General features: G+C 65.6%; 16 protein-coding genes. 8 read left to right on the forward strand and 8 right to left on the reverse strand.

Annotated features, from left to right (window positions below; all coding sequences use genetic code 11):
• Nucleotides 1–99 precede the first annotated feature (99 nt).
• From N551_RS39125 to N551_RS0134165, 4 genes are all read right to left on the reverse strand, one after another.
• Nucleotides 100–771: an OmpA family protein gene (locus tag N551_RS39125; RefSeq protein ID WP_027570748.1), complete on the reverse strand. Its 672-nt coding sequence runs from the start codon at nt 769–771 to the stop codon at nt 100–102.
• Entirely contained in the window at nt 771–1,187 is a 417-nt protein-coding gene (locus tag N551_RS39130; protein WP_027570749.1) for a hypothetical protein, read from the reverse strand. Before N551_RS39130 ends, N551_RS39125 begins: the two co-directional genes overlap by 1 nt.
• A gap of 88 nt (nt 1,188–1,275) precedes the next feature.
• On the reverse strand, nt 1,276–1,566 hold the full coding sequence (locus N551_RS0134160; protein WP_027570750.1) for a type II toxin-antitoxin system HicB family antitoxin: 291 nt from the start codon (nt 1,564–1,566) through the stop codon (nt 1,276–1,278).
• Nucleotides 1,567–1,573: 7 nt separating this feature from the next.
• A complete protein-coding gene (locus tag N551_RS0134165; RefSeq protein WP_027570751.1) occupies nt 1,574–4,165 on the reverse strand; it encodes an ATP-dependent helicase in 2,592 nt (863 codons plus the stop codon).
• Between the two features lie 241 nt (nt 4,166–4,406).
• Here N551_RS0134165 and N551_RS37610 point away from each other — a divergent pair, with 241 nt between their 5' ends.
• Complete coding sequence (locus N551_RS37610) at nt 4,407–4,580, forward strand: DUF1328 domain-containing protein (RefSeq protein ID WP_007613448.1); 174 nt, start codon at nt 4,407–4,409, stop codon at nt 4,578–4,580.
• Nucleotides 4,581–4,585: 5 nt separating this feature from the next.
• Here N551_RS37610 and N551_RS0134175 read toward each other — a convergent pair whose 3' ends face one another.
• The gene (locus N551_RS0134175) at nt 4,586–5,092 is read right to left on the reverse strand and encodes a thioesterase family protein (RefSeq protein ID WP_027570752.1); all 507 of its coding nucleotides are present in this window, start codon (nt 5,090–5,092) and stop codon (nt 4,586–4,588) included.
• Nucleotides 5,093–5,179: 87 nt separating this feature from the next.
• On the opposite strand from N551_RS0134175, the gene N551_RS0134180 reads away from it, so the two are divergent.
• Both N551_RS0134180 and N551_RS0134185 read left to right on the forward strand, forming a co-directional pair.
• Entirely contained in the window at nt 5,180–6,604 is a 1,425-nt protein-coding gene (locus tag N551_RS0134180) for an FAD-binding oxidoreductase (RefSeq protein WP_027570753.1), read from the forward strand.
• A 50-nt stretch (nt 6,605–6,654) separates the two neighbouring features.
• The gene (locus tag N551_RS0134185) at nt 6,655–7,017 is read left to right on the forward strand and encodes a hypothetical protein (protein WP_027570754.1); all 363 of its coding nucleotides are present in this window, start codon (nt 6,655–6,657) and stop codon (nt 7,015–7,017) included.
• A gap of 6 nt (nt 7,018–7,023) precedes the next feature.
• Here the strand turns inward: N551_RS0134185 and N551_RS0134190 are convergent, their stop codons facing one another.
• Nucleotides 7,024–8,691, reverse strand: a complete 1,668-nt coding sequence (locus tag N551_RS0134190; RefSeq protein WP_027570755.1) for a SulP family inorganic anion transporter — start codon at nt 8,689–8,691, stop codon at nt 7,024–7,026.
• Between the two features lie 135 nt (nt 8,692–8,826).
• On the reverse strand, nt 8,827–10,314 hold the full coding sequence (locus N551_RS0134195) for a caspase family protein (RefSeq protein ID WP_027570756.1): 1,488 nt from the start codon (nt 10,312–10,314) through the stop codon (nt 8,827–8,829).
• Between the two features lie 427 nt (nt 10,315–10,741).
• Between N551_RS0134195 and N551_RS0134210 the strand changes: the two genes are divergently transcribed.
• The 3 genes from N551_RS0134210 to N551_RS0134220 are packed head-to-tail and all read left to right on the forward strand — an operon-like array spanning nt 10,742 to nt 14,636.
• The gene (locus tag N551_RS0134210) at nt 10,742–11,773 is read left to right on the forward strand and encodes a TRAP transporter substrate-binding protein (RefSeq protein ID WP_027570758.1); all 1,032 of its coding nucleotides are present in this window, start codon (nt 10,742–10,744) and stop codon (nt 11,771–11,773) included.
• A 7-nt stretch (nt 11,774–11,780) separates the two neighbouring features.
• The gene (locus N551_RS0134215) at nt 11,781–13,646 is read left to right on the forward strand and encodes a TRAP transporter large permease subunit (RefSeq protein ID WP_027570759.1); all 1,866 of its coding nucleotides are present in this window, start codon (nt 11,781–11,783) and stop codon (nt 13,644–13,646) included.
• Nucleotides 13,647–13,658: 12 nt separating this feature from the next.
• Nucleotides 13,659–14,636, forward strand: coding sequence for a hydroxyacid dehydrogenase (locus tag N551_RS0134220; RefSeq protein WP_027570760.1), 978 nt, complete (start codon nt 13,659–13,661; stop codon nt 14,634–14,636).
• 7 nt (nt 14,637–14,643) lie between these two features.
• Here the strand turns inward: N551_RS0134220 and N551_RS0134225 are convergent, their stop codons facing one another.
• Nucleotides 14,644–15,810 (reverse strand): ABC transporter substrate-binding protein, encoded by a 1,167-nt coding sequence (locus N551_RS0134225; RefSeq protein ID WP_027570761.1) that lies wholly within the window; start codon nt 15,808–15,810, stop codon nt 14,644–14,646.
• Between the two features lie 314 nt (nt 15,811–16,124).
• Between N551_RS0134225 and N551_RS0134230 the strand changes: the two genes are divergently transcribed.
• A complete protein-coding gene (locus N551_RS0134230; protein ID WP_035963414.1) occupies nt 16,125–18,515 on the forward strand; it encodes a bifunctional diguanylate cyclase/phosphodiesterase in 2,391 nt (796 codons plus the stop codon).
• Nucleotides 18,516–18,616: 101 nt separating this feature from the next.
• Nucleotides 18,617–19,909 (forward strand): MFS transporter, encoded by a 1,293-nt coding sequence (locus N551_RS0134235; protein ID WP_155810178.1) that lies wholly within the window; start codon nt 18,617–18,619, stop codon nt 19,907–19,909.
• Nucleotides 19,910–19,995: the final 86 nt, after the last annotated feature.

Below are 19,995 nucleotides of genomic sequence, written 5' to 3' on the forward strand. Positions count from 1 at the left end.
GGCGCTATTGTCGCGCAAGGCCACGCTGTCGCGCTGTGAGACAGGTCACAAAATGATCAAGACTTCAAAGGGTTCCGCCAGCCGCCGTGGCGCGTCCGCTCAGTGTTTCTTGGCGGGCTTTTTCGCCGCAGGCGCAGGTGTCGCAGCCGGATGCGCAGGCGCTTCCTCCGGTACCTTGGCGTAGGTCAGGATTTGCAACTGGGCGTTGGCGGCCGCGGTCGGCCTGGCCCGGTCGAGAAACTGCTCCTCACCGAGGCCGATCGGATGCAGCCGCTTGGTCGAGATCTTGAACGTGTTCACCAGCACGTCGCGAATCGCGTCCGCCCGGCGCTGGCTCAGGATCGCGTTGGCCTCGCGCGTCTTCGCGTTGGATTCGACGTGGCCGACGATCAGGAACGTGTAGGGCAGCAGCGAGGCATGGACCAGCGCGTCGGCGAGGCGGCCGACGGTCTGGTAGGACGCCGGCTGGATGATCGGCGTGTCGGCGTCGAACTGGATCTGCGCGGTGAAGGTCGGCAAATTGACCAGATCCGGCGCGATCAGCGGCCGGTTCACCGGACCGGGATCGTTCTTGATCCTGGCCTTGGCCCGCTCCATCACCTGCAGCTTCAGCGCGGGAAGATCGATCTCGGCGGCTTGTTCGAAATGGTTGAGCTTGCCGACGATGTCGTCGCGGGTCGGCGGCGCCGTCTGCGCTTCTGCCGCGCCCGCAAGCAAGGTGAGGCCGAGCGCGATGGTTATTCCGACGATGGAAAGCCGGTTCGCTGGCATCACCGATACCCCGCGTCGTCGACGGCCTTCAGGCAGTTGTTGCTGATGCCCTTGGGCGTCGAGACCAGGCAGGGGACCGCCTTGCTGGTCTCCTTGGTCGAGCCGCCGCAGACCTTGACGATCTCGCGCTGGCAGACGTTCGCCACGGTGACACGGGCTGCGACGCGCTTCTGGATGGCGTCGAAGGCACCGAGATAGTCGCTCTGGCACTGTTGCGAGAGCACGTCGCGGTTGCGCGAGAGGCACTCCTTCAGGCGGGTCGAATCCGGGTTGACGCCGCGGCAATTGGCAACGATCTCCGCACCGCAACTTTTCGCAAGCATCCCGATCGCATCGCCAAAGCTCATGGTCTCCGCCGCCGCAAGCGACGGCATAACCAATGCCAGCAAGATCAGTGTGATGGAGCCCCGGACCATGGCCGCATCTGATACGGGGAAGTTCGCGGTGGTCAAGGGCTGTTCGGGCGAGAAGCGTCGAGAGTCCGACCAGTGCGGCGAACAGTCCTCACTCCGTGGCCTCAGTGAGGGGTGGCCATTCGATCAGGGCGACCGTGTGCTTCCCGAGCTCGTCGGCCACACCAGTGTCGGCCTTGAGCTCGTCCAATGTCCGCGGCGGGGGAAGCTGGCGTCCGTCCGCGATCAGTTCCTGTGCATAGAACGCGAGTGCCTCGGGCGCATTCTCCAGGGCCTCATCGACGTCGTCGCCGCCGGAAACGCAGCCGGGCAAGTCGGGAAACCACAGGCCGACGGCTTCGTCCGGGCCGGCGTCCTCGATGATGGCGATGTAGTGCGGCATGCAGGCCTCACGCCCGCTGCACAAAACTGTCCACGACCTTCTTTTCCCCCGCCTTGTCGAAGGCGATGGTGAGCTTGTTGCCGTCGATCTTGGTGACGCGGCCATAACCGAATTTCTGGTGGAAGACGCGGTCGGAGAGGGAGAATTCCGAGGTCGTGCCGGTGGATTTGGCCACCAGCTCGCCCTCGATCGTCAGCGGCCCACGGCGGCGCGAGGAGAAGCTGCCGAAATCGGGCGAGGACGACTGGGACGAATACGACGAGGCCTGTTCCTCGAAGCTGCCGCGGCCGCCATTGCCGCCCCCTCCGCCGCCGCGATTGCGATTGGCCTGGGCGCGCTGCCAGCCGGGGGTCGAATAGGTGGAGCCGAACGCTTCCATGTCGTCGAAGCGGGAGGCGCCGTAGCCGCCGGTGCCGCCCCAGGCCGAGCCGCCCTTGGATTCCGTGATCTCGACATTGGCGGCCGGCAATTCGTCGAGGAAGCGCGACGGGATCGTGGTCGACCAGGAGCCGTGGATCCGGCGGTTGGTCGCAAAGTAGATTTTGGCGCGGCGGCGGGCCCGGGTCAGGCCGACATGGCCGAGCCGGCGCTCTTCCTCGAGGCCGGCGCGGCCCTGTTCGTCCAGCGTGCGCTGGCTCGGAAACAGGCCTTCCTCCCAGCCCGGCAGGAACACGTTGTCGAATTCCAGCCCCTTGGCCGAATGCAAGGTCATCAGCGACACTGCGTCCTCATCGGCGCCGCTGTCGCGGTCCATCACCAGCGAGATGTGCTCCAAGAACCCTTGCAGGTTCTCGAACTCCTCCATCGAGCGCACCAGCTCCTTGAGGTTTTCGAGCCGGCCCGCGGCGTCCGCCGAACGGTCCTTCTGCCACATCTCGGTGTAGCCGCTCTCGTCGAGCACGATCTCGGCGAGCTCCGTGTGCGAGGTGACCTCGCGCTGGGCGCGCCAGCGGTCGAACTGGGCGACGACGTCGCGTAACGAGCCGCGCGCCTTCGGCTTCAGCTCGTCGCTCTCGACCACCGCGCGCGCCGCCTCGAACAGCGGAATGCGGCGCTTGCGGGCGTGATCGTGCAGCATCTGCACGGTGGCATCGCCCAGGCCGCGCTTGGGCGTGTTGACGATGCGCTCGAAGGCGAGATCGTCGGCCGGCGAATTGATGACGCGCAGATAGGCCAGCGCGTCGCGGATTTCGGCGCGCTCGTAGAAGCGCGGGCCGCCGATGACGCGATAGGGCAGGCCGAGCGTGACGAAGCGGTCTTCGAACTCGCGCATCTGGTAGGAGGCGCGAACGAGAATCGCGATCTCGTTGAGCTTGTCGCCCTGGCGCTGGATCTGCTCGATCTCCTCGCCGATGCCGCGGGCTTCCTCTTCCGAATCCCACGAGCCTGTCACCGTGACCTTCTCGCCGTCATGGTCTTCGGTGCGCAGCGTCTTACCGAGCCGGCCTTCATTGTGGGCGATCAGGTGCGAGGCGGCGGCGAGGATGTGGCCGGTCGAGCGGTAGTTGCGCTCGAGGCGGATGACCTTGGCGCCGGGAAAATCATGGTCGAAGCGCAGGATGTTGTCGACCTCCGCGCCGCGCCAGCCATAGATCGACTGGTCGTCGTCGCCGACGCAGCAGATATTTTTGACGTGGTTTTTTTCGTTCGCCGGATTCGGCGCCTCATCGTCATTCTCGGCATCACTCGGCCCACGCGAAGCGTCGAGCCCCGGTGATCCATCTCGCGAAGAATCGATGGCTTGCCGGGGCAAGCCGGGCAATGACGGATTGGACGATGGCGCCTGTGACAACAACCGCAGCCACAGATATTGCGCGACGTTGGTATCTTGATACTCATCGACCAGGATGAATTTGAAGCGCTCCTGGTACTGCCGCAGGATATCCGGGTGCTCGCGGAAGATGCGGATGTCCTCGAGCAGCAGATCGCCGAAATCGGCGGCGTTCAAAATCTTCAGCCGCTCCTGGTAGCTCGCATAGAGCTTGCCGCCCTTGCCGTTGGCGAACACGGCGGCTTCGCCCGACGGCACCTGCGACGGCGTCAGGCCGCGATTCTTCCAGCCGTCGATGAGGCCGGCGAGCATGCGCGCGGGCCAGCGCTTGTCGTCGATATTGTCGGCTTGCAGAAGCTGCTTGAGCAGTCGGACCTGATCGTCGACGTCGAGCACGGTGAAGTTCGACTTGAGCTGCGCCAGCTCGGCGTGGGTCCGCAGGATGCGCCCGCCGATGGAGTGGAAAGTGCCGAGCCACGGCATCCCTTCCACCGCATGACCGAGCATCTGACCCAGCCGGTGCTTCATCTCGCGCGCGGCCTTGTTGGTGAAGGTCACCGACAGGATTTCGGATGGCCGGGCGCGGCCCTGGCTCAGGATATGGGCGATGCGCGTGGTCAGCACGCGGGTCTTGCCGGTGCCGGCGCCGGCCAGCACCAGAACCGGGCCGTCCAGCGTTTCCACAGCCTCGCGCTGCTCCGGATTGAGCCCGGACAGGTATTGCGGGCCCACCGAGGCCCGCGCACGCGCGGCGATGCCGCCGGCTGCGGGCTGGTGGTCGGGGACGCTCTGGGACGTGATCTTGCTCGGCTCGGTCATGCGAATCATTTGCCCCACGTTGGCACCGCGGGGTGGTGAAAGGGGAGCCTTCTTAACAGGGATTGGTCCCTATATGGGGCCGCGGGCGGGGGTTTTCCACGTGCGCGGAAAGCCAATTTGTTCCTGCGGGTCAGGCGAATTTCCGGCCCTAGCGGCTCGGAACCATTGTTCCGAGTTGGCGATTGGTTCTGCAAGTGAGGCGCGTCAGCCGCGCCGATCGCAGACAGACATCGAAACAGAGGTTCGGATCATGCTTAGCTGGGTAGTGACGTTTCTGGTTATCGCCCTGATCGCCGGTATCCTGGGCTTTGGCGGCCTCGCCGGCGCGTCGATCGAAATCGCCAAGATCATCTTCTTCATCGCGGTCGTGTTGTTCCTGGTCTCGGCCGTTGTCGGTCTGGCCCGCGGCCGCACCAGGGTCTAGCGCGCTTACCGCTTCGAGGGCATCGCCACGTTCCGGCCGATGCCCTCGGGCCGTGGCACCGCGCTGTGGGTCTTGACCACCGCTGCGATGCGCTCGCTTATGTCTGGCGGAAAAGCCGCCACCTTTCGTGAGCCCATGTCGATGTGGAGCGACATGTTCTCCGACGTGGCGGATACCCATCCTTCGGTGGCGTGTCGCAGCTCCTGGAAGGTGTGAAGCCGCTTGTCGTCGGCTTCCAGCAACCAGACCGAGACCTGCACGGGATCGCCGAGGTGGATTTCGCGCAGATACCGCACGTGGCACTCGGCAGTGAAGGTCGAGCCGCCGCGCTCCTTCATGTAGCCCGGCCCGATCCCGAGCGTCAGCCACATCTGATCGATCGCGCGGTCGAACATCACGTTGTAATAGGCCATGTTGAGGTGGCCGTTGTAGTCGATCCATTGCGGCTCGATCTGCATGATCGAGGCGCGGAACGGCGCGCCCTCGATCGTTGTGGCAGCAGTCTCCGGCATGTGTCCTTCCCCAGCTAAGCATCCGGTCGCTTGACTTGACCGGTGAGATGTCCTTTGCCACGGTTCGTCTCGTCGGGAGGAACGTCCGTGGGTACGACCATCACCAATAATCCGCCGCGGCCGGCGCCGAAAGCCCTTGCGAGCGCGCTGGAGCAGCTTGCCGCGCGGTTCGGCAACCGCCTCATCACCTCGCAGGCCGTCCGCGAGCAGCACGGCCATACCACCACATGGATCGTGAACCAGCCGCCGGACGCTGTGGTGATGGCGCAGGAGACCGCCGACATCCAGGACGTGGTGCGGATCTGCGCGAAAAACGGCGTGCCCGTCATCGCCTTCGGCACCGGCACCTCGCTCGAGGGCCAGGTCAACGCACCCGCCGGCGGAATCTGCATCGACCTGCGCGACATGAACAAGGTGCTCGCGGTGCATGCCGAGGACCTCGACTGCGTGATCCAGCCCGGCGTCACCCGCAAGGCGCTGAACGAGCATCTGCGCGACCAGGGCTTGTTCTTCCCGATCGACCCCGGCGCGGACGCCTCCCTCGGCGGCATGGCCTCGACCCGCGCCTCCGGCACCAACGCGGTGCGCTACGGCACCATGCGCGACAGTGTGCTGGCGCTGAAAGTGGTCCGCGGCGACGGCGAGATCATCACGACCGGCACGCGCGCGAAGAAATCATCCGCCGGCTACGACCTGACGCATCTCTTCGTCGGCGCCGAGGGCACGCTCGGCATCATCTCGGAACTGACCATCCGCCTGCGCGGCATCCCCGATACCATCGCGGCCGGCGCGGTGTCGTTCGAGACCGTGCACGGGGCGTGTCAGGCCGTGATCCTGGCGATCCAGACCGGCATTCCCGTGGCGCGCATCGAGTTGCTCAACGCCGCGCAGGTGCGGGCCTGCAACGCCTATTCGAAGCTGACGCTGTCGGAAACGCCGCTGCTGCTGATGGAATTCCACGGCAGCGAGATCGAGGTCGGCGAACAGTCCAAGGCCTTCGGCGAGATCGCAAAGGACTGCGGCGGCGGCGATTTCTCCTGGACCACCAAACCGGAGGATCGCACAAAACTGTGGCAGGCGCGGCACGACGCCTACTGGTCGGTGAAGGCGCTGCGGCCCGGTGACAGCATCGGCGTGGTCGCGACCGACGTCTGCGTGCCGATCTCGCGCCTTGCCGAATGTGTCGGCGAAACCGAGGAAGATCTCAAGCGGCTCAACCTGTTGTCGCCGATCGTGGGCCATGTCGGCGACGGCAATTTCCACTGCTCGCTGGTCTGCGACACCAACGATGCCGACGAGATGGCCCGCGGCGAGGAGTTCATGCATCGGCTGGTCGAACGCGCGCAGGCGATGGACGGCACCTGCACCGGCGAGCACGGCATCGGCCAGGGCAAGCAGAAATACCTCAAGGCGGAGCTCGGCCCCGAGGCGATCGATGCGATGCGGGCGCTAAAAAAGGCGCTCGATCCGCAGAACATCTTCAATCCCGGCAAGATCGTACCGGAGGCGTAGCGCGCAGGCTCACCGCCGTTTATGCTCGCTCCCTCACCACGGAGCAGGCAATGCAGTGGTTCGCGCGCAAGACGCGTCAAGACATCTGGGACGAGGCGATCGAACGGCCGCTCGGCGATATCGAGGCCGCCGAGCGCATCCGTGCGATCTGTGACGCCGCTGCGGCGAGCGCGGCAGGGTCCGCGCGCAACGACAAGCGCGACAGCGAGCGCTACGAACGCGCGGCCAAAGTCGCGATGGAAATTGCGATGAAGATTTCGGACGGGCTGATGCGCGACGACGCAGTCCGTCGCATCGTCGATCTCTGCATGAAGGCGAACGACCTCAAGACGGCGCAGATCCTGTTTCGCGCGATCCATGCCAGCTGGATCCGCGAAACGGTCCAGCGCGATCATCCGACATTGGCGCAGTGAGCGCAGTTATTTCGCCAGCCTGCGCACGGCCTCGTCGACACTGTGGAAGACGTTCTCCCGGGGCAGGGCCTCGAACAGTTTGAACCGCTCGAATGCGTCCTGCGCGCGCACCGATTCCAGCCGGGCCAGCGCGACCGTGACACCCTGTTCGCTGCACACCCTGAACACATCGAGCAGGATCTGTGCGGCGGTGAAGTCGATCTCGACCATGCCGCTCGCCTCCAGCACCAGCAGTTGCGGAGGCATCGCGCCGAGCACCTTGGTCACGTCGCTGCGAAAGCCGGGCGCGTTGAGGAACGACAGCGGCGCCTGCAGCCCGATCACGGCGACTCCGGCGATGCGCTCGCCGGCGATGTGCGGATGCGCCGGCCACCAGATCGTGGTGCCCGGCACGCGCTCGAACTCGACGAGCCGCGCGCGCGTCGTGCTCCAGATGCCGTGCAGCAGCGACAGCACGATGCCGAGGAACGCACCCTGCTGGATCGGCAGCACGATGATCAGCGCGGCGGTGGCGGCGATCAGCAGGAATTCGCTCGGGGATTGGCGATAGATCGTGACGATCTGCTTCACGCGGATGATGCGCAGCGCGACGAACAGCAGGATGCCGCCGAGGGCTGCGTCCGGGACGTGCTGCAGCAATCCCGTTCCAAACGCGAGCAGCGCCAGCACGATTGTCCCCGCGGCGAGACCCGCGAGCTGCGATTGTCCGCCGGTCTCGGCGACAATGCCCGTCCGCGGCGGGCTGGCATTGACCGGAAACGCGCCGAACAGGCCCGACAGCGCGCTGCCGGCACCCACGCCGAGAAAATCGCGATCGACATCGGCCGGCTTGTCGGGATCGGACGGGAACGAGCGCGTCGTCGCCGCAGTCTGCACCATCACCACGACCGTGATGACAAAGGCGAGCGGCACGAGGCGGACCCATTGCTCCGGTGCAAGCTCGGGGAAGGTCGGCCGCGGCAACGTGCCCGGCACGAGGCCTACGACATTGACGCCCTTGCTCTCGAGGCCGAGCGCGATCGTGGCCAGGGTCGCGGCGACGAGCCCGATCAGCGCGCCCGGAATTTTCGCGCTGACCTTCTCAGCGACGAAGACCACGGCCAGCACGCCGAAGCCGATGCACAACGTGAAGGGATTGCTGCGGCCGAGCTCGCTTGCGAGCACGCCGATGCGATCGAGCGTCGGCCCGCCCGGCGAGTCCAGACCCAGCACGCCCGGCAATTGCGACACAATGATGTGGACGGAGATGCCGGCGAGGAAGCCGACCATGACGGGCACGGACAAGAGGTTGGCGATGCCGCCAAGGCGGAAGGCGCCGCCGGCCAGCATCATCGCGCCGACCATCAACGCCAGCGCGATGGCGAGCCCCTGATACTCAGGCGAGCCGGCGGCGGCCAGCGCGGCCAGTCCGCCGGCGAAGATCGGCGTGATCGTGGAATCCGCGCCGCAGGACAGGAAGCGGTTGCCGCCGAGCATCGCAAAGCCGAGCGATCCCGCCATGAAGGCGAAGAAGCCGATCTGCGGCGCGAAGCCGCCGAGCCGCGCCGTCGCCATCTGCTCGGGAATCGCGATCGCCGCAAGCGTCAGCCCCGCCATCAGGTCGCCCGGGAGGGAATAGGACGCGAGTGAGCGAAACAGCGGCCAAGCTGGCTTGGCGCGAGCGTCGTGCGGCATCGATGTGGAGTCCCCGGAAAGCCTGGCGTCAGTCGGTTAGCCTACAGCATTTCCGTATCGGGAAGCAGCAGACGCAGTTTATCTCCATCCGTCGACGGAGGACAGATCTGTCCTCCGTATCTCGCGAGTGGGGTCTCAGTACCGGCCGCGGTCGTTGTGATAGTCGCCGCCGCGTCCGCCGCCCATACCCATGCCGATCCCGACACCGATGCCAATGCCCTGCATGATGGCGCCGGGCGGCGGGCCGCGATCCGGTGGCGGCGCGCGCTCGTAGATCACCTCATCAGGCGGCGGCCGGCGTTGCCTGGGCGGCGTGTCGACCACCTTGCGCTTTGGCGGGGTGTCGTCGACGCGCTTCTTGATCACGGGCGCGACCGCCGGGTTGACCGGCGAAGCCGGCGGTGTGGGCGTCGAGCACGGGCAGGTCGGGGCCATTGCGACGGCGACCGGGGCAGGAGCGGCCGCGACCACAGCAGGCAAGACGTAGTTGCGGTTCTGCACGCGGAGCAGCAGCCGGCGTGCGGTCGCAGCCAGATCGCTGTTGTCCCAGTTCGCCAGATAAGCCTCGAACGAGGCGCGGGTGTTGATCGCGGTGGCGCGCTCCCACGCCAGCATCTGGCGCCGGCGCTCCACGATCGTGCGCAGCCGCGGCGTACGGGTATCCTGGGCGTACAACTCGATATAGGCCTGATACGCCGGCACGGTGTCGTCGGTGATCACCATCTCATAGGCGACCATGGCCGGCTTGCCCTGCAAATCCTTGCGCCAGTCCTCGAGGCTGCGCGTGCCGCTCGCAAGTGCCATGGAGGATGCGCCAGGAAGCGCAGCCTGACTGCCGCTGCCGTCGCCGCCGAAGAACTTGAAGTCGGTCGTCAGCGACGAGCTTTCCCAGGGGATCTGGCGTCCGTCGGTCGATTGCGCCACGGCGACGCGAATGCGCTTGAACACTTCCTCGATCGGCAGATTGGGCTGCTTGGCGACGGTCAGCGCCGCGGTGGTGTAGGGGCTGTCGATGCCGGAGCCATCCTCGGCTTCGGAGCCCGGCGAGGTCGAATAGGAAATGAAGGAGCCCGGCGCGCCGGCCTTGGTGTCGACGATCGCAAGCCCGTGGCCGGCGCCGCTGAGCGCCGGGAACGGGTTGTTGCGGCAGGCATCGAGCATGAAGATGCGGGCTCGTGTCGGCAGCGCGCCGAGCGTGTTGAGCAAATCGTTGAGCCGCACACCCTGCAGCGGAATGTCGGCTTCGCGCTTGGGGTCGAGATCGACGGGAACGAGATAGTTCTCGCCGTCGATCTGGAGGCCGTGGCCGGCATAGAACACCAGCGCGACGGTGTCGGCGCCGCTGGCGCTGACCTTGCCGGCGAAATCCGAGATCGCCTGACGCATGTCGTTCTGCGCCAGATTGGATGCCGTGGTGACGGTGAAGCCGGCATTGCCGAGCAGCTCCGTCATGCCTTTGGCGTCGTTGGCTGCGTTGGGCAGTTCCGGCACGGTGCGATAGGCCGATTGACCGATCACGAGTGCGAGCCGCGCTTCGGCCGCCGCATCCGTGGGCGTCGTCAATTGCGTGAGCGCGAGAAGAGCGGATCCAAGAAACAAATTGCGAAGAACTGGACGGCGCATGGTGTCACCTCCATCGGCAATGCGCGCGATGATGTCACCTTTTCTAGATGGCCGCCATGCGTCTGTCTGTGCAGTGGATCACGTTGAGCTGCGGCAAAATGGGGCAGGAGGTCTGCCAGAGCCAGTGCGGCATCGTTCTGGCGCCATCCATGTGAATTGCGCATTGATCCATGCGCCAATTAGATTGATTGCGATGCCGCGCGAAAGCATCCTCTCGCACAATGGACCCGATGCCGGTCTAAGCGAGAATCCCGCAAAAAACACGGTTGTTTCGCCGCGCGCGGATGCCGTCGATCTTCGCGACGCGCCGCTTTGCGACCACCGGCCGCAAGCCTTGCCTGCGCCGCCGCTTTGGCCATACAGTCCGCGCAACGGGCTGCGGCAACGACCGTCGCTCGAAAAATAATAATTGGGGAGAAACCGCATTATGTCCATCGTGCCCGTGAACCGTCGCGCGTTCATCAAGTCGTCGACGGGACTTGCCGCCGGCCTCGTGTTCTCCCCCGCACTCATCGGCCGCGCCGAAGCCGCGACCTTGAAGCTGAAATGCTCCTCCTCGCTGCCGAACGATCCCAAATTCGCCAACGGCCGCGTCTATTACGACAATCTCGTGAAAAACCTGAAGGCGAACGGCCTCGGTGAACAGGTCGAGGTCGCGTTCTTTCCCGACAACCAATTGGGTCAGGAAATCGACGTCATCAACTCGGTGAAGCTCGGCGTCATCGATCTCATGGTCTCGGGCTCGTCGATCTCGGCCAATCTGGTGCCGCTGGTCGGGACCTTCGATCTCGGCTTCCTGTTCTCGAGCTTCCCGCAGCAAACCAAAGCGTTCGATTCGGGCGCCGCCAAGCCGATCGAGGAGGCGCTGCTCAAGGGCAGCAACATCCGCATCATCGCCTGGGCGTATAATTTCGGCTCGCGCAGCGTGCTGGCGCGGAAGCCCGTAAAGACGCCGGAAGATCTCGCGGGTCTCAAGATCCGTACCCTGCCGAATCCCGTCATCACGGAATGCCTGCGCCTGATGGGCGCCGCCGCAACGCCGCTGGCCTTTGGCGAAATCTACACGGCGTTGCAGGCCGGCGTGCTGGACGGGCTTGAGCACGATCCGCCGACCATCCTGGCCAGCAAGTTCTTCGAAACGGCGAAATTCTATTCACTGACGCAGCACAATTTCTCGCCGCTCGCGATCTATTTCAGCGACACGACCTACAATCGCATGGATCCGAAGCTGCGCGAGGGTTTCCTCGACGCCGCGAAGAAGGCTGCGGCCGACACGCGCACCCACGGGCTCGCGGTCGAGAAGGAGGCGCTGTCGGCTTTGACCGAGAAGGGCGTGACGGTGGCCGAATGCGACCGCGAGGCGTTCAAGAAGCGCGTCGCGCCGCAGATCGAGAACTTCATGAAGGCGCGGCCGGACTCCAAGGCCGTCATCGACATCATCCGCGCCACGCAGGCCTGACGTGGCAATGACAGCTGCCGTACCTCTCTCGGGCGGCCGCCACGGGAGCATCGCCCTGCTGCTTCGCGTCAGCGACGCGATCGCGGCCATTCTGCTGGCCGCGGATCTCGTCGTCGTCTGCGGTTCCGTGCTGCTGCGCTTCTGCTTCAACGCGCCGGTGGAGTGGTCCGACGACGTCGCGCGCGGCCTGATGGTCGGCTCGGCCTTCTTCGGCGCGGCGAGTGCGCTCGCGCGCGGCGAGAATGTCGGCGTCTCCTTCTTCCGCGACCTGGCTCCGGTACGGCTGCGCGCGCTGATCGATGCCGCGAGTGCGCTGCTGGTGGTGCTGATCTCGGGCTACGTCGCCTACAACGCCATCAAGCTCGGCTCGCTGACGGCGGGCCAGACCACCGGATCCGGCTTGCCGCTGGAGCTGACCTTCTACCCGATGGGCGCCGGCGCGCTGTTCATGACGGTGTTCGCGATCGACCAGCTCTGCGCCAGGCCGCTCCCTGATATCGTCAGAGGCCTCGTCGCGATTGCCGTCGTGACCGGCCTCTATCTCGCCTGGGATTATCTGTCGCCGGCCACGGTGCCGTCAGCGGGCACGCTGATGCTGATCGGTTTCTTCGCGACGTTGGTCGGCGGCTTGCCGATCGGCTTTGCGCTGGCGCTGGCCGCGCTGATCTTCATCTGGGTGGAGGGCGCGCTGCCTGGCGTGATCTTCGCCCAGCAAATGGCGCGCGGCATCGACAATTTCGTGCTGCTCGCGATTCCGTTCTTTATTCTCGTCGGCTACCTCATGGAAGCCAACGGCATGTCGGTGCGGCTGATCGAGCTGTTGCAGCGCGGGGTCGGGCGCATGCGCGGCGGCCTCAACGTCGTGATGGTGGCCTCGATGGTGCTGTTCTCCGGCATCTCGGGCTCGAAGATGGCCGACGTCGCGGCGGTCGGCTCCGTGCTGATTCCGGCCGCGCGCCGCTCCAAGCAGAATCCGGGCGGCGCCGTGGCGCTGCTCGCGGCCTCCGCGGTGATGGCGGAGACCATTCCGCCTTGCATCAACCTGATCATCCTGGGTTTCGTCGCGAATTTGTCGATCGGTGGCCTGTTCGTCGCAGGGCTGCTACCGGCGGCGCTGATGGCGCTGGCCTTGATCGCGGTCTCCATCATCTTCGGCAAGACTCCAACTGAGACGCCAACTGATGCCGAGGAGATCGCGCCGCAGATGCCGGTGTCGGGCCTGTGGAGCGGCGCGATCGCCTCGGTCGGCCTGATCTTCATGATCTTCTTCGGCTTTAAGAGCGGCTTTGCAACCGCCACGGAAATCTCGGCCTTTGCCGTGGCTTATGCACTCGTTGTCGGCAGTGTGGTGTTCCGCGAGCTCAGCTTCACATCGGCCGCGCACAGCTTCGTCCAGGGCGCGACGCGCGCGGGGCTCGTGCTGTTCATCGTTGCCGCAGCGCAATCGCTGGCGTTCACGCTGACCCTCCAGCAGGTGCCGCATGCGGTCGGCGATTTCATGCTGGGATTGTCCAAGACCAGCGGCACCTGGCTATTCATCCTGCTCGCAATCGGCGTGCTGATCGTGATGGGCTCGGTGCTGGAGGGCGCGGCCGCGCTGATCATCTTCGGGCCGTTGCTGCTGCCGGTGGCCGTCCAGCTCGGCATTGATCCCCTGCATTTCGGCGTGGTGCTCGTGATCGCGATGGGCATCGGCCTGTTCGCGCCGCCGCTCGGGCTCGGGCTCTACGGCGCCTGCCTGATCGGCAACGTGCCGATCGAGCAGACGGTGAAGCCGATCATGGGCTATCTTGGCCTGTTGTTCCTTTGCCTGCTTGTGATCGCGTTCGTGCCATGGCTCAGCACGGCGTTGCCGCGCGCGTTCGGCTACTGAAGGAGTCTTGCCGTGAAAGTCCTGCTGGCCCACACGCCGGAGATGCGCCGCAATTACTATGGCGATCGCAGCCTGAACGGTTTGCGCGCGACCGCCGAGGTGATCCTGCACGAGAGCGATGAGACGCTGGTCTCAACCAGCCTCGTGCGTGCTGCGCAAGATGTCGACATCATCGTGGCCGATCGCATGACCGAGGGACGCGGCGAGATTTTTGCGCAACTGCCGCGCCTGCGCGCCTTCGTCCGCTGCGCCGTCGACATCCGCAACGTCGATGTCGAGGCCGCCTCGAAGGCCGGCGTGCTCGTGACCCGCGCCGGGCCTGGCTTCGTGCAAGCCGTTGCCGAGCTCGCGCTCGGCTTCATGGTCGATCTCTCCCGCGGCGTATCCCCGGCGACGGCCGACTACCAGGCAGGCCGCAAGCCGGAAGCGCGGATGGGACGGCAGCTCGCCGGCAGCAAGATCGGCATCATCGGCTATGGCAGCATCGGGCGCTATCTCGCCGACATTGCCAAGGTGATGCGCATGGAGGTGCTGGTCGCAGATCCCTTTGCGACCGTGAGCGACAGCGCCATCCGGCAGGTCAGCCTCGATGAGCTCCTCGCCGCGTCCGACTATGTCGTCTGCCTTGCCATCGCCAATGAGCAGACCGAGAACTTGATCGGGGGGGCGGCACTGGCGCGGATGCAGAAACATGCCGTTTTCATCAATCTCTCGCGCGGCAATCTCGTCGACGAGGCGGCGCTGGCGAAGGCGCTGCTCGAGAATCGTATCGCGGGTGCCGCGATGGATGTCGGCCGCGCGCCCGACCAGATGCCAAGCCCGGAGCTTGCGAAGCTTCCCAACGTCATCGCGACACCGCATGTCGGCGGCCTGACGCCGCAGGCGATCGAATACCAGTCGCTGGAAACCGTGCGCCAGGTCGAGGCGATCGTCAAAGGCGAGATCCCGCAAGGCGCCGTCAACGCCGACCGCTGGACGCGTCGGCCCTGATCCGGCTCTACAGCCGGTCCACTGCTTTGAACGTTCCGTCCTTCTGGATCACCGTCAAAAACACCTTCGGCGGCGCGTCGAGCATGCGCATGCCGACGGTGACGGTGCTGCCGCTGATGTCGAAGCGGCCGACATCGTTGATGGCGCGCAGCAGGTTCGCGCGCGTCGGTTGCGGCCCGGCTTGTTCCAGCGCCGCGGCGGCGAGGCGGCCGGTGAGGTAGCCTTCGAGCGAAACGAAGTCCGGTGTCAGCGCCGGGTCGAACGCCGTCTGCGCCGCCTGGTAGTCGGCGACCAGCTTGAGCGAGCGGTCCCAGGGAAACGGCACGACCTGGGTGACGACGACGCCTTCGCCCTCGGGGCCGAGCTCCCGGGCGAGCGCCACGGCGCCGACGAAGGAGATGTTGACGAAGGTCGGACGAGCGCCGCTGCGGTGCGCGAGCTTGATGAACTCCGCGCAGGGACCGTAGGTCCCGACCATGACGATCGCCTCGGGTTCGACGCGCTTGATCGTGCGCCAGGCCGACGCGACGGCGCGGGTGTTGCGCTCGAAGGTGCCTTCGGCGGCGAGCTCGAGACCGCGTTTGGCAAGCGCGCGCTTCACGCCGGAAAGACCGTCGCGCCCGAAGGAATCGTCCTGGTAGAAAATGGCGATGCGGGTGAAATGGCGATCCTCCGTGAGGTGCTTGACCCACGCCTCGGCCTCGGCGGCATAGCTCGCACGGATGTTGACCACGTTCGCAAGCTCGAGGTCGCGCAAGAATTCGGCGCCGCTGAACGGACCGATGAAGGGCACGTTCCTGGCGCTGGTGATCGGTATCGTCGCCATCGCGGTCGGCGTGCCCACCGCGCCGATCAGCGCGAACACCTTGTCGTCCTCGATCAGCCGCAGCGTCTGCGCCACCGAGCGGTCGGGATCGTAGCCGTCGTCGCGGCTGATGAGCTGGAGCTTGCGGCCATGGACGCCGCCTTTGGCGTTGATCTCGGTGAAAGCTGCGACGATGCCCTGCCGCATCCGCTGTCCGAGTGTGGAGGAGGGACCCTCGAGGGCTGCAGCCTGGCCGAACAGGATCGCATCCCCGCTGACGCCGATCTCGTCGGCTTTTGCCGGCAGCATGGTTGCTGCCAGGAGCGCGACGGTGATCACGATGAATGTCGCAGATCGAGATCGATACATCAAAAAGTCTACGGGTGCGGGGAGTGGTTTCGGGTAAAGCTATCGCCGCAGGATGAATCGCCGATGTATCGGCGGCTCCGTACTACTCCGGGGAAAACCGGCAACTTATTTCGACAAAGCCCGCATCATCCTGCACTTCATTAACTAAGCCGGCTGATGCAGAAAAGCCGCGTTCGGAAATTGTGCAGTTCTTAACCGGGGTCCTGTTCCGATAGTGGCTCCGGCGGCTCAACCAGAGGTTCGGTTGGCCGGGAGAGGGGACGGCGGTTTCTGGAATGGGCGGTCGGGATCAGAACGATCAGGATCGGGGACGTATGACCGGATGGTGGCGTGCCGCGCCGCTGCTCGGGCTCTATCGCCCTGCACTCGTCGCAGTCGGCGTTGGTCTTCTGTTCTCGGTCGCGGGTGCGGCCGCTGTGGCGCAATGGGAAGGCCGCGTCAACAAGATCGAGTTCGAAAACGCGGCCGAGACCGAAGTGATCGTCATGCAGAACGGCATGGGCGAGTACATCTCCAGGCTCGTCGCGTTGCGCACGCTGTTCGAATCGACCAACCAGGAGATCACCCGCAGCGAATTCGAGACCTTCAGCGCCCGCCTGTTCGAGCGCCATCCCGGCATGCTGCGCATCTCCTGGGTGCCGCGCGTGAACCGCAAGGAGCGCGCCGAATACGAGGCCGCGGCGATCACGGACGGCGTGTCCGGCTATCGCATCAAGTCGCTCCAGGGCGATGCGTTCGCGACCGCGCCGCAGAGCGACGAATATTTTCCGGTGCTCTACTCGACCCAGCCGAAGACGTCTCCGGTCTACGGCATGGACTACGCGACCATTCCGGAGCGCCGCGCGATCCTCGAGCGCGCACGCGACACCGACCGCGTCTCGGCCATTCGCACCCGCCTCTACGAGCCGAAGGCGGGCGGCCGGTTGCCCGACGTACTCGTCGCCATTCCCGTCTACGCCAAGGGAACATCGCGCGACACCGTCGTGGACCGGCGCCGCAATCTCGCCGGCTTCGTCGTCGGCGTCTTCGACCTGCCGCTCCTGATCCAGTCCATTCGCGCGACCACCGGGGCAAGCCCCGCGGTCAGCGTCAACGTCTATCCGCCGTTTACGGCGCAGATCGTCGGCCTGGAGGCCATGCTGCCGGATTATTCGTCGGCCGCGACGGCGCCGCAGTCGATGCGGGACGTCGCGCAGACCCTGCACTGGTCGGGCAATCTCAAGATCGGCGGCATGGATTGGCAGGTGAGGGCGGTTCCGGCTGCCGGGGGTCCGCTGGAGACGACTTACGATCGCGCGGGCGCGGTGCTGATCGTCGGCATGCTGCTGACGCTGTCGCTTTCGACCTATCTCATGCTCGCGAGCCGCAATTCGCAGCGGCTGTCGCTGGCGAACCGGCGGGTGCTCGAACTCGCCCAGACCGACGCCCTGACCGGATTGCCGAACCGCGCCTTCTTCCTCGCCCGGCTCGACGAGCTCAATGGCCGTTTGATGGACGCCGGTCCGACCTTCTCTATCCTGATGCTCGACCTCGACCGCTTCAAGAACGTCAACGACTCGCTCGGTCACGGTGCGGGCGATGCGCTGCTGCGTCAGGTCGCACAGCGGCTGAAATCCGCGCTGCGCGCCAGCGACGTGCTGGCCCGGCTCGGCGGTGACGAATTCGCCATCATTCAGGAAGCGTGCGAGGATCAGCGCGTCTGCTCGACCGAACTGGCGGGGCGGATCGCCAAGCTCGTCGCCGAGCCGTTCCTTCTTCCCGGACATCGCGTCGAGATCGGCACCAGCATCGGCATTGCGATCGCGCCCGATCACGGCACCGATCAGGAGCAGCTGCTGAAGAAGGCCGACCTTGCGCTGTACCGCTCGAAATCATCGGGCCGCAACTGCTTCACCATCTACGACAAGGCGATGTCGGCCGAGCTCGAGGCGCGCAGCACGCTGGAAGGCGATTTGCGCGACGCCATCGCGCGGTGCCAGCTCGAGGTGCACTACCAGCCCTTCGTCGACGCCCTCAGTGGCGCGCGGCGCGGCTTCGAGGCGTTGGTGCGCTGGCGGCATCCGACGCGCGGCTTGATTCCGCCGGACCAGTTCATCCCGCTTGCGGAGGAGACCGGGCTGATCGTGCCGCTCGGCGAGTTCGTGCTGCGACGGGCCTGCGCGGACGCTGTCGGCTGGCCGTCCGAGCTCGCGGTCGCCGTCAACCTGTCGCCGATCCAGTTCAAGGAGGCCGAGCTGTTCGAGATGATCAGCGCGGCGCTCGCCGATTCCGGGCTGCCGCCGCAGCGGCTGGAGATCGAGATCACGGAATCCGTTCTGCTGGAACGCGGCGTCGAGAACCACGCCTTCATGGAACGGCTGAAGAGCATCGGCATCGCGCTCGCACTCGACGATTTCGGCACCGGCTATTCGTCGCTCAGCTATCTGACCGCGTTCCCGTTCGACAAGATCAAGATCGACAAGTCGTTCATCCGCAACCTCACGCATCAGCCGCGCAGCTCCGCCATCATCTCCTCGATCGTGACGCTGGCGCGCGGGCTGGACATGTCGGTCACCGCCGAAGGCGTAGAGACCCGCGAGGAATACGAACGGCTGAAGGCGCTCGGCGTCAATTTCGCGCAGGGCTATCTGTTCGGCCGCCCGCACCCAATCGAACGGATTCTGTTCGACGCGGCCGCCAAACCGCCCCAACGCGACGCCGCCTGAGGGCGGCCGCCCAAGGATCGCTCAATGGGGCATGCGCGAAAAGCGCTTGACCCGGGCAGCCCCGGATGGTCGGAAAGGACCGTCCAGGGATGAAACACACAATGCGGCTTCCGTTCTTCTACGGCTGGGTCGTGGTCGCGGTGACCTTCGTCACCATGGCCATCGGCGTCAACGCTCGCACCGCCTTCTCGCTGTTCTTTCCTCCCATCATCTCTGAATTCGGCTGGGAGCGCGGCGTCACCGCGGGCGCATTTTCCTTCGGCTTCGTGGTGTCGGGCATGGTCAGCCCGCTGATCGGCCGGCTGATGGATCGCGCCGGCCCGCGCGCGGTGATGGAGCTCGGCGTGGTTCTGATGGGTGGCGGGCTGCTGCTCGCGCCGCTCACGAGTCAGCCATGGCATCTCTACGTCACCATCGGCGTCATGGTTGGCGCCGGCTCGGTGTGTCTCGGTTATTCCGGGCAGTCGCTGTTCCTGCCGAACTGGTTCATCCGCACCCGCGGCCTCGCCATCGGCATCGCCTTCGCCGGGGTCGGCATCGGCTCGGTGACGCTGCTGCCGTGGGTGCAGCACATGATCGAAGGGACCGGCTGGCGCACCGCCTGCACGGCGATGGGCCTGATGATCCTGATCGTGCTGGCGCCGATCAATCTGTTCCTGCACAGGCGCCCCGAGGATATCGGCCTGCGGCCCGACGGCGATGCGGCCCCGGCCGCGGGCGCCGCAAAACCCGTCTCCAACATCGTCGATCCCGTCTGGGCCGGGACCGAATGGACACTCCGGAAAGCGGTCGCCACGACGCGGTTCTGGTGGATCGCGCTCGGCTATTTCTGCGGCCTCTACATCTGGTACGCGGTGCAGGTGCACCAGACCAAATTCCTGCTCGACATCGGCTTCAGCCCGGGTGTCGCGGTGTGGGCACTCGGCATCGTCAGCCTGCTCGGCATTCCCGGCCAGATCTTGCTCGGCCATGTCTCCGACCGGATCGGGCGGGAATGGGTGTGGGCGATCAGCTGCGCGGGTTTTGCGATCTCTTTCGCGGCGCTGATGGCCCTGAAATTCCAACCGTCATTGTGGCTGGTCTATCTCATGGTGTTCACGCAAGGCGCGCTCGGCTACGGCCTGACCTCGATCATGGGCGCAGTGGTGTTCGAGATTTTTCAGGGCAAGCACCAGGGCAGCATTTTCGGCACGATCATGCTGGCGGCATTGGCCGGCGGCGCCGCCGGTCCCTGGGTCACCGGCTTGCTTTACGATCGGGTCGGCGACTACACGCTCGCCTTTGGCGTTGCCATCATCGTAAGCGGGCTGTCGGCGCTTTCGATCTGGCAAGCTGCGCCGCGCAAGGTGCGCGCCGTCGCCGGCAAGCTTCAGGTGGGCGCCGGCGCCGAATAGGTTCCGTACGCAGCGGATTACCCTCGCTTCTTTTGCGGAACATTAAGCATGTCGCGTCTTGGCGCGGCGCGACCGGGCTGCAAAAA

Source organism: Bradyrhizobium sp. URHA0013, assembly GCF_000518345.1.
GTDB lineage: Bacteria > Pseudomonadota > Alphaproteobacteria > Rhizobiales > Xanthobacteraceae > Bradyrhizobium.

Excerpts from the sequence above, each read along its gene's own strand:
- N551_RS0134160 (WP_027570750.1), bottom strand. The coding sequence starts at position 1,566 with ATGCCGCACTACATCGCCATCATCGAGGACGCCGGCCCGGACGAAGCC.
- N551_RS39130 (WP_027570749.1), bottom strand. The coding sequence starts at position 1,187 with ATGGTCCGGGGCTCCATCACACTGATCTTGCTGGCATTGGTTATGCCG.
- N551_RS39125 (WP_027570748.1), bottom strand. The coding sequence starts at position 771 with ATGCCAGCGAACCGGCTTTCCATCGTCGGAATAACCATCGCGCTCGGC.
- N551_RS0134175 (WP_027570752.1), bottom strand. The coding sequence starts at position 5,092 with ATGCCGGAGACTGCTGCCACAACGATCGAGGGCGCGCCGTTCCGCGCC.
- N551_RS0134235 (WP_155810178.1), top strand. The coding sequence starts at position 18,617 with ATGCGGCTTCCGTTCTTCTACGGCTGGGTCGTGGTCGCGGTGACCTTC.
- N551_RS0134225 (WP_027570761.1), bottom strand. The coding sequence starts at position 15,810 with ATGTATCGATCTCGATCTGCGACATTCATCGTGATCACCGTCGCGCTC.
- N551_RS0134230 (WP_035963414.1), top strand. The coding sequence starts at position 16,125 with ATGACCGGATGGTGGCGTGCCGCGCCGCTGCTCGGGCTCTATCGCCCT.
- N551_RS37610 (WP_007613448.1), top strand. The coding sequence starts at position 4,407 with ATGCTTAGCTGGGTAGTGACGTTTCTGGTTATCGCCCTGATCGCCGGT.
- N551_RS0134210 (WP_027570758.1), top strand. The coding sequence starts at position 10,742 with ATGTCCATCGTGCCCGTGAACCGTCGCGCGTTCATCAAGTCGTCGACG.
- N551_RS0134195 (WP_027570756.1), bottom strand. The coding sequence starts at position 10,314 with ATGCGCCGTCCAGTTCTTCGCAATTTGTTTCTTGGATCCGCTCTTCTC.
- N551_RS0134215 (WP_027570759.1), top strand. The coding sequence starts at position 11,781 with ATGACAGCTGCCGTACCTCTCTCGGGCGGCCGCCACGGGAGCATCGCC.
- N551_RS0134185 (WP_027570754.1), top strand. The coding sequence starts at position 6,655 with ATGCAGTGGTTCGCGCGCAAGACGCGTCAAGACATCTGGGACGAGGCG.
- N551_RS0134165 (WP_027570751.1), bottom strand. The coding sequence starts at position 4,165 with ATGATTCGCATGACCGAGCCGAGCAAGATCACGTCCCAGAGCGTCCCC.
- N551_RS0134190 (WP_027570755.1), bottom strand. The coding sequence starts at position 8,691 with ATGCCGCACGACGCTCGCGCCAAGCCAGCTTGGCCGCTGTTTCGCTCA.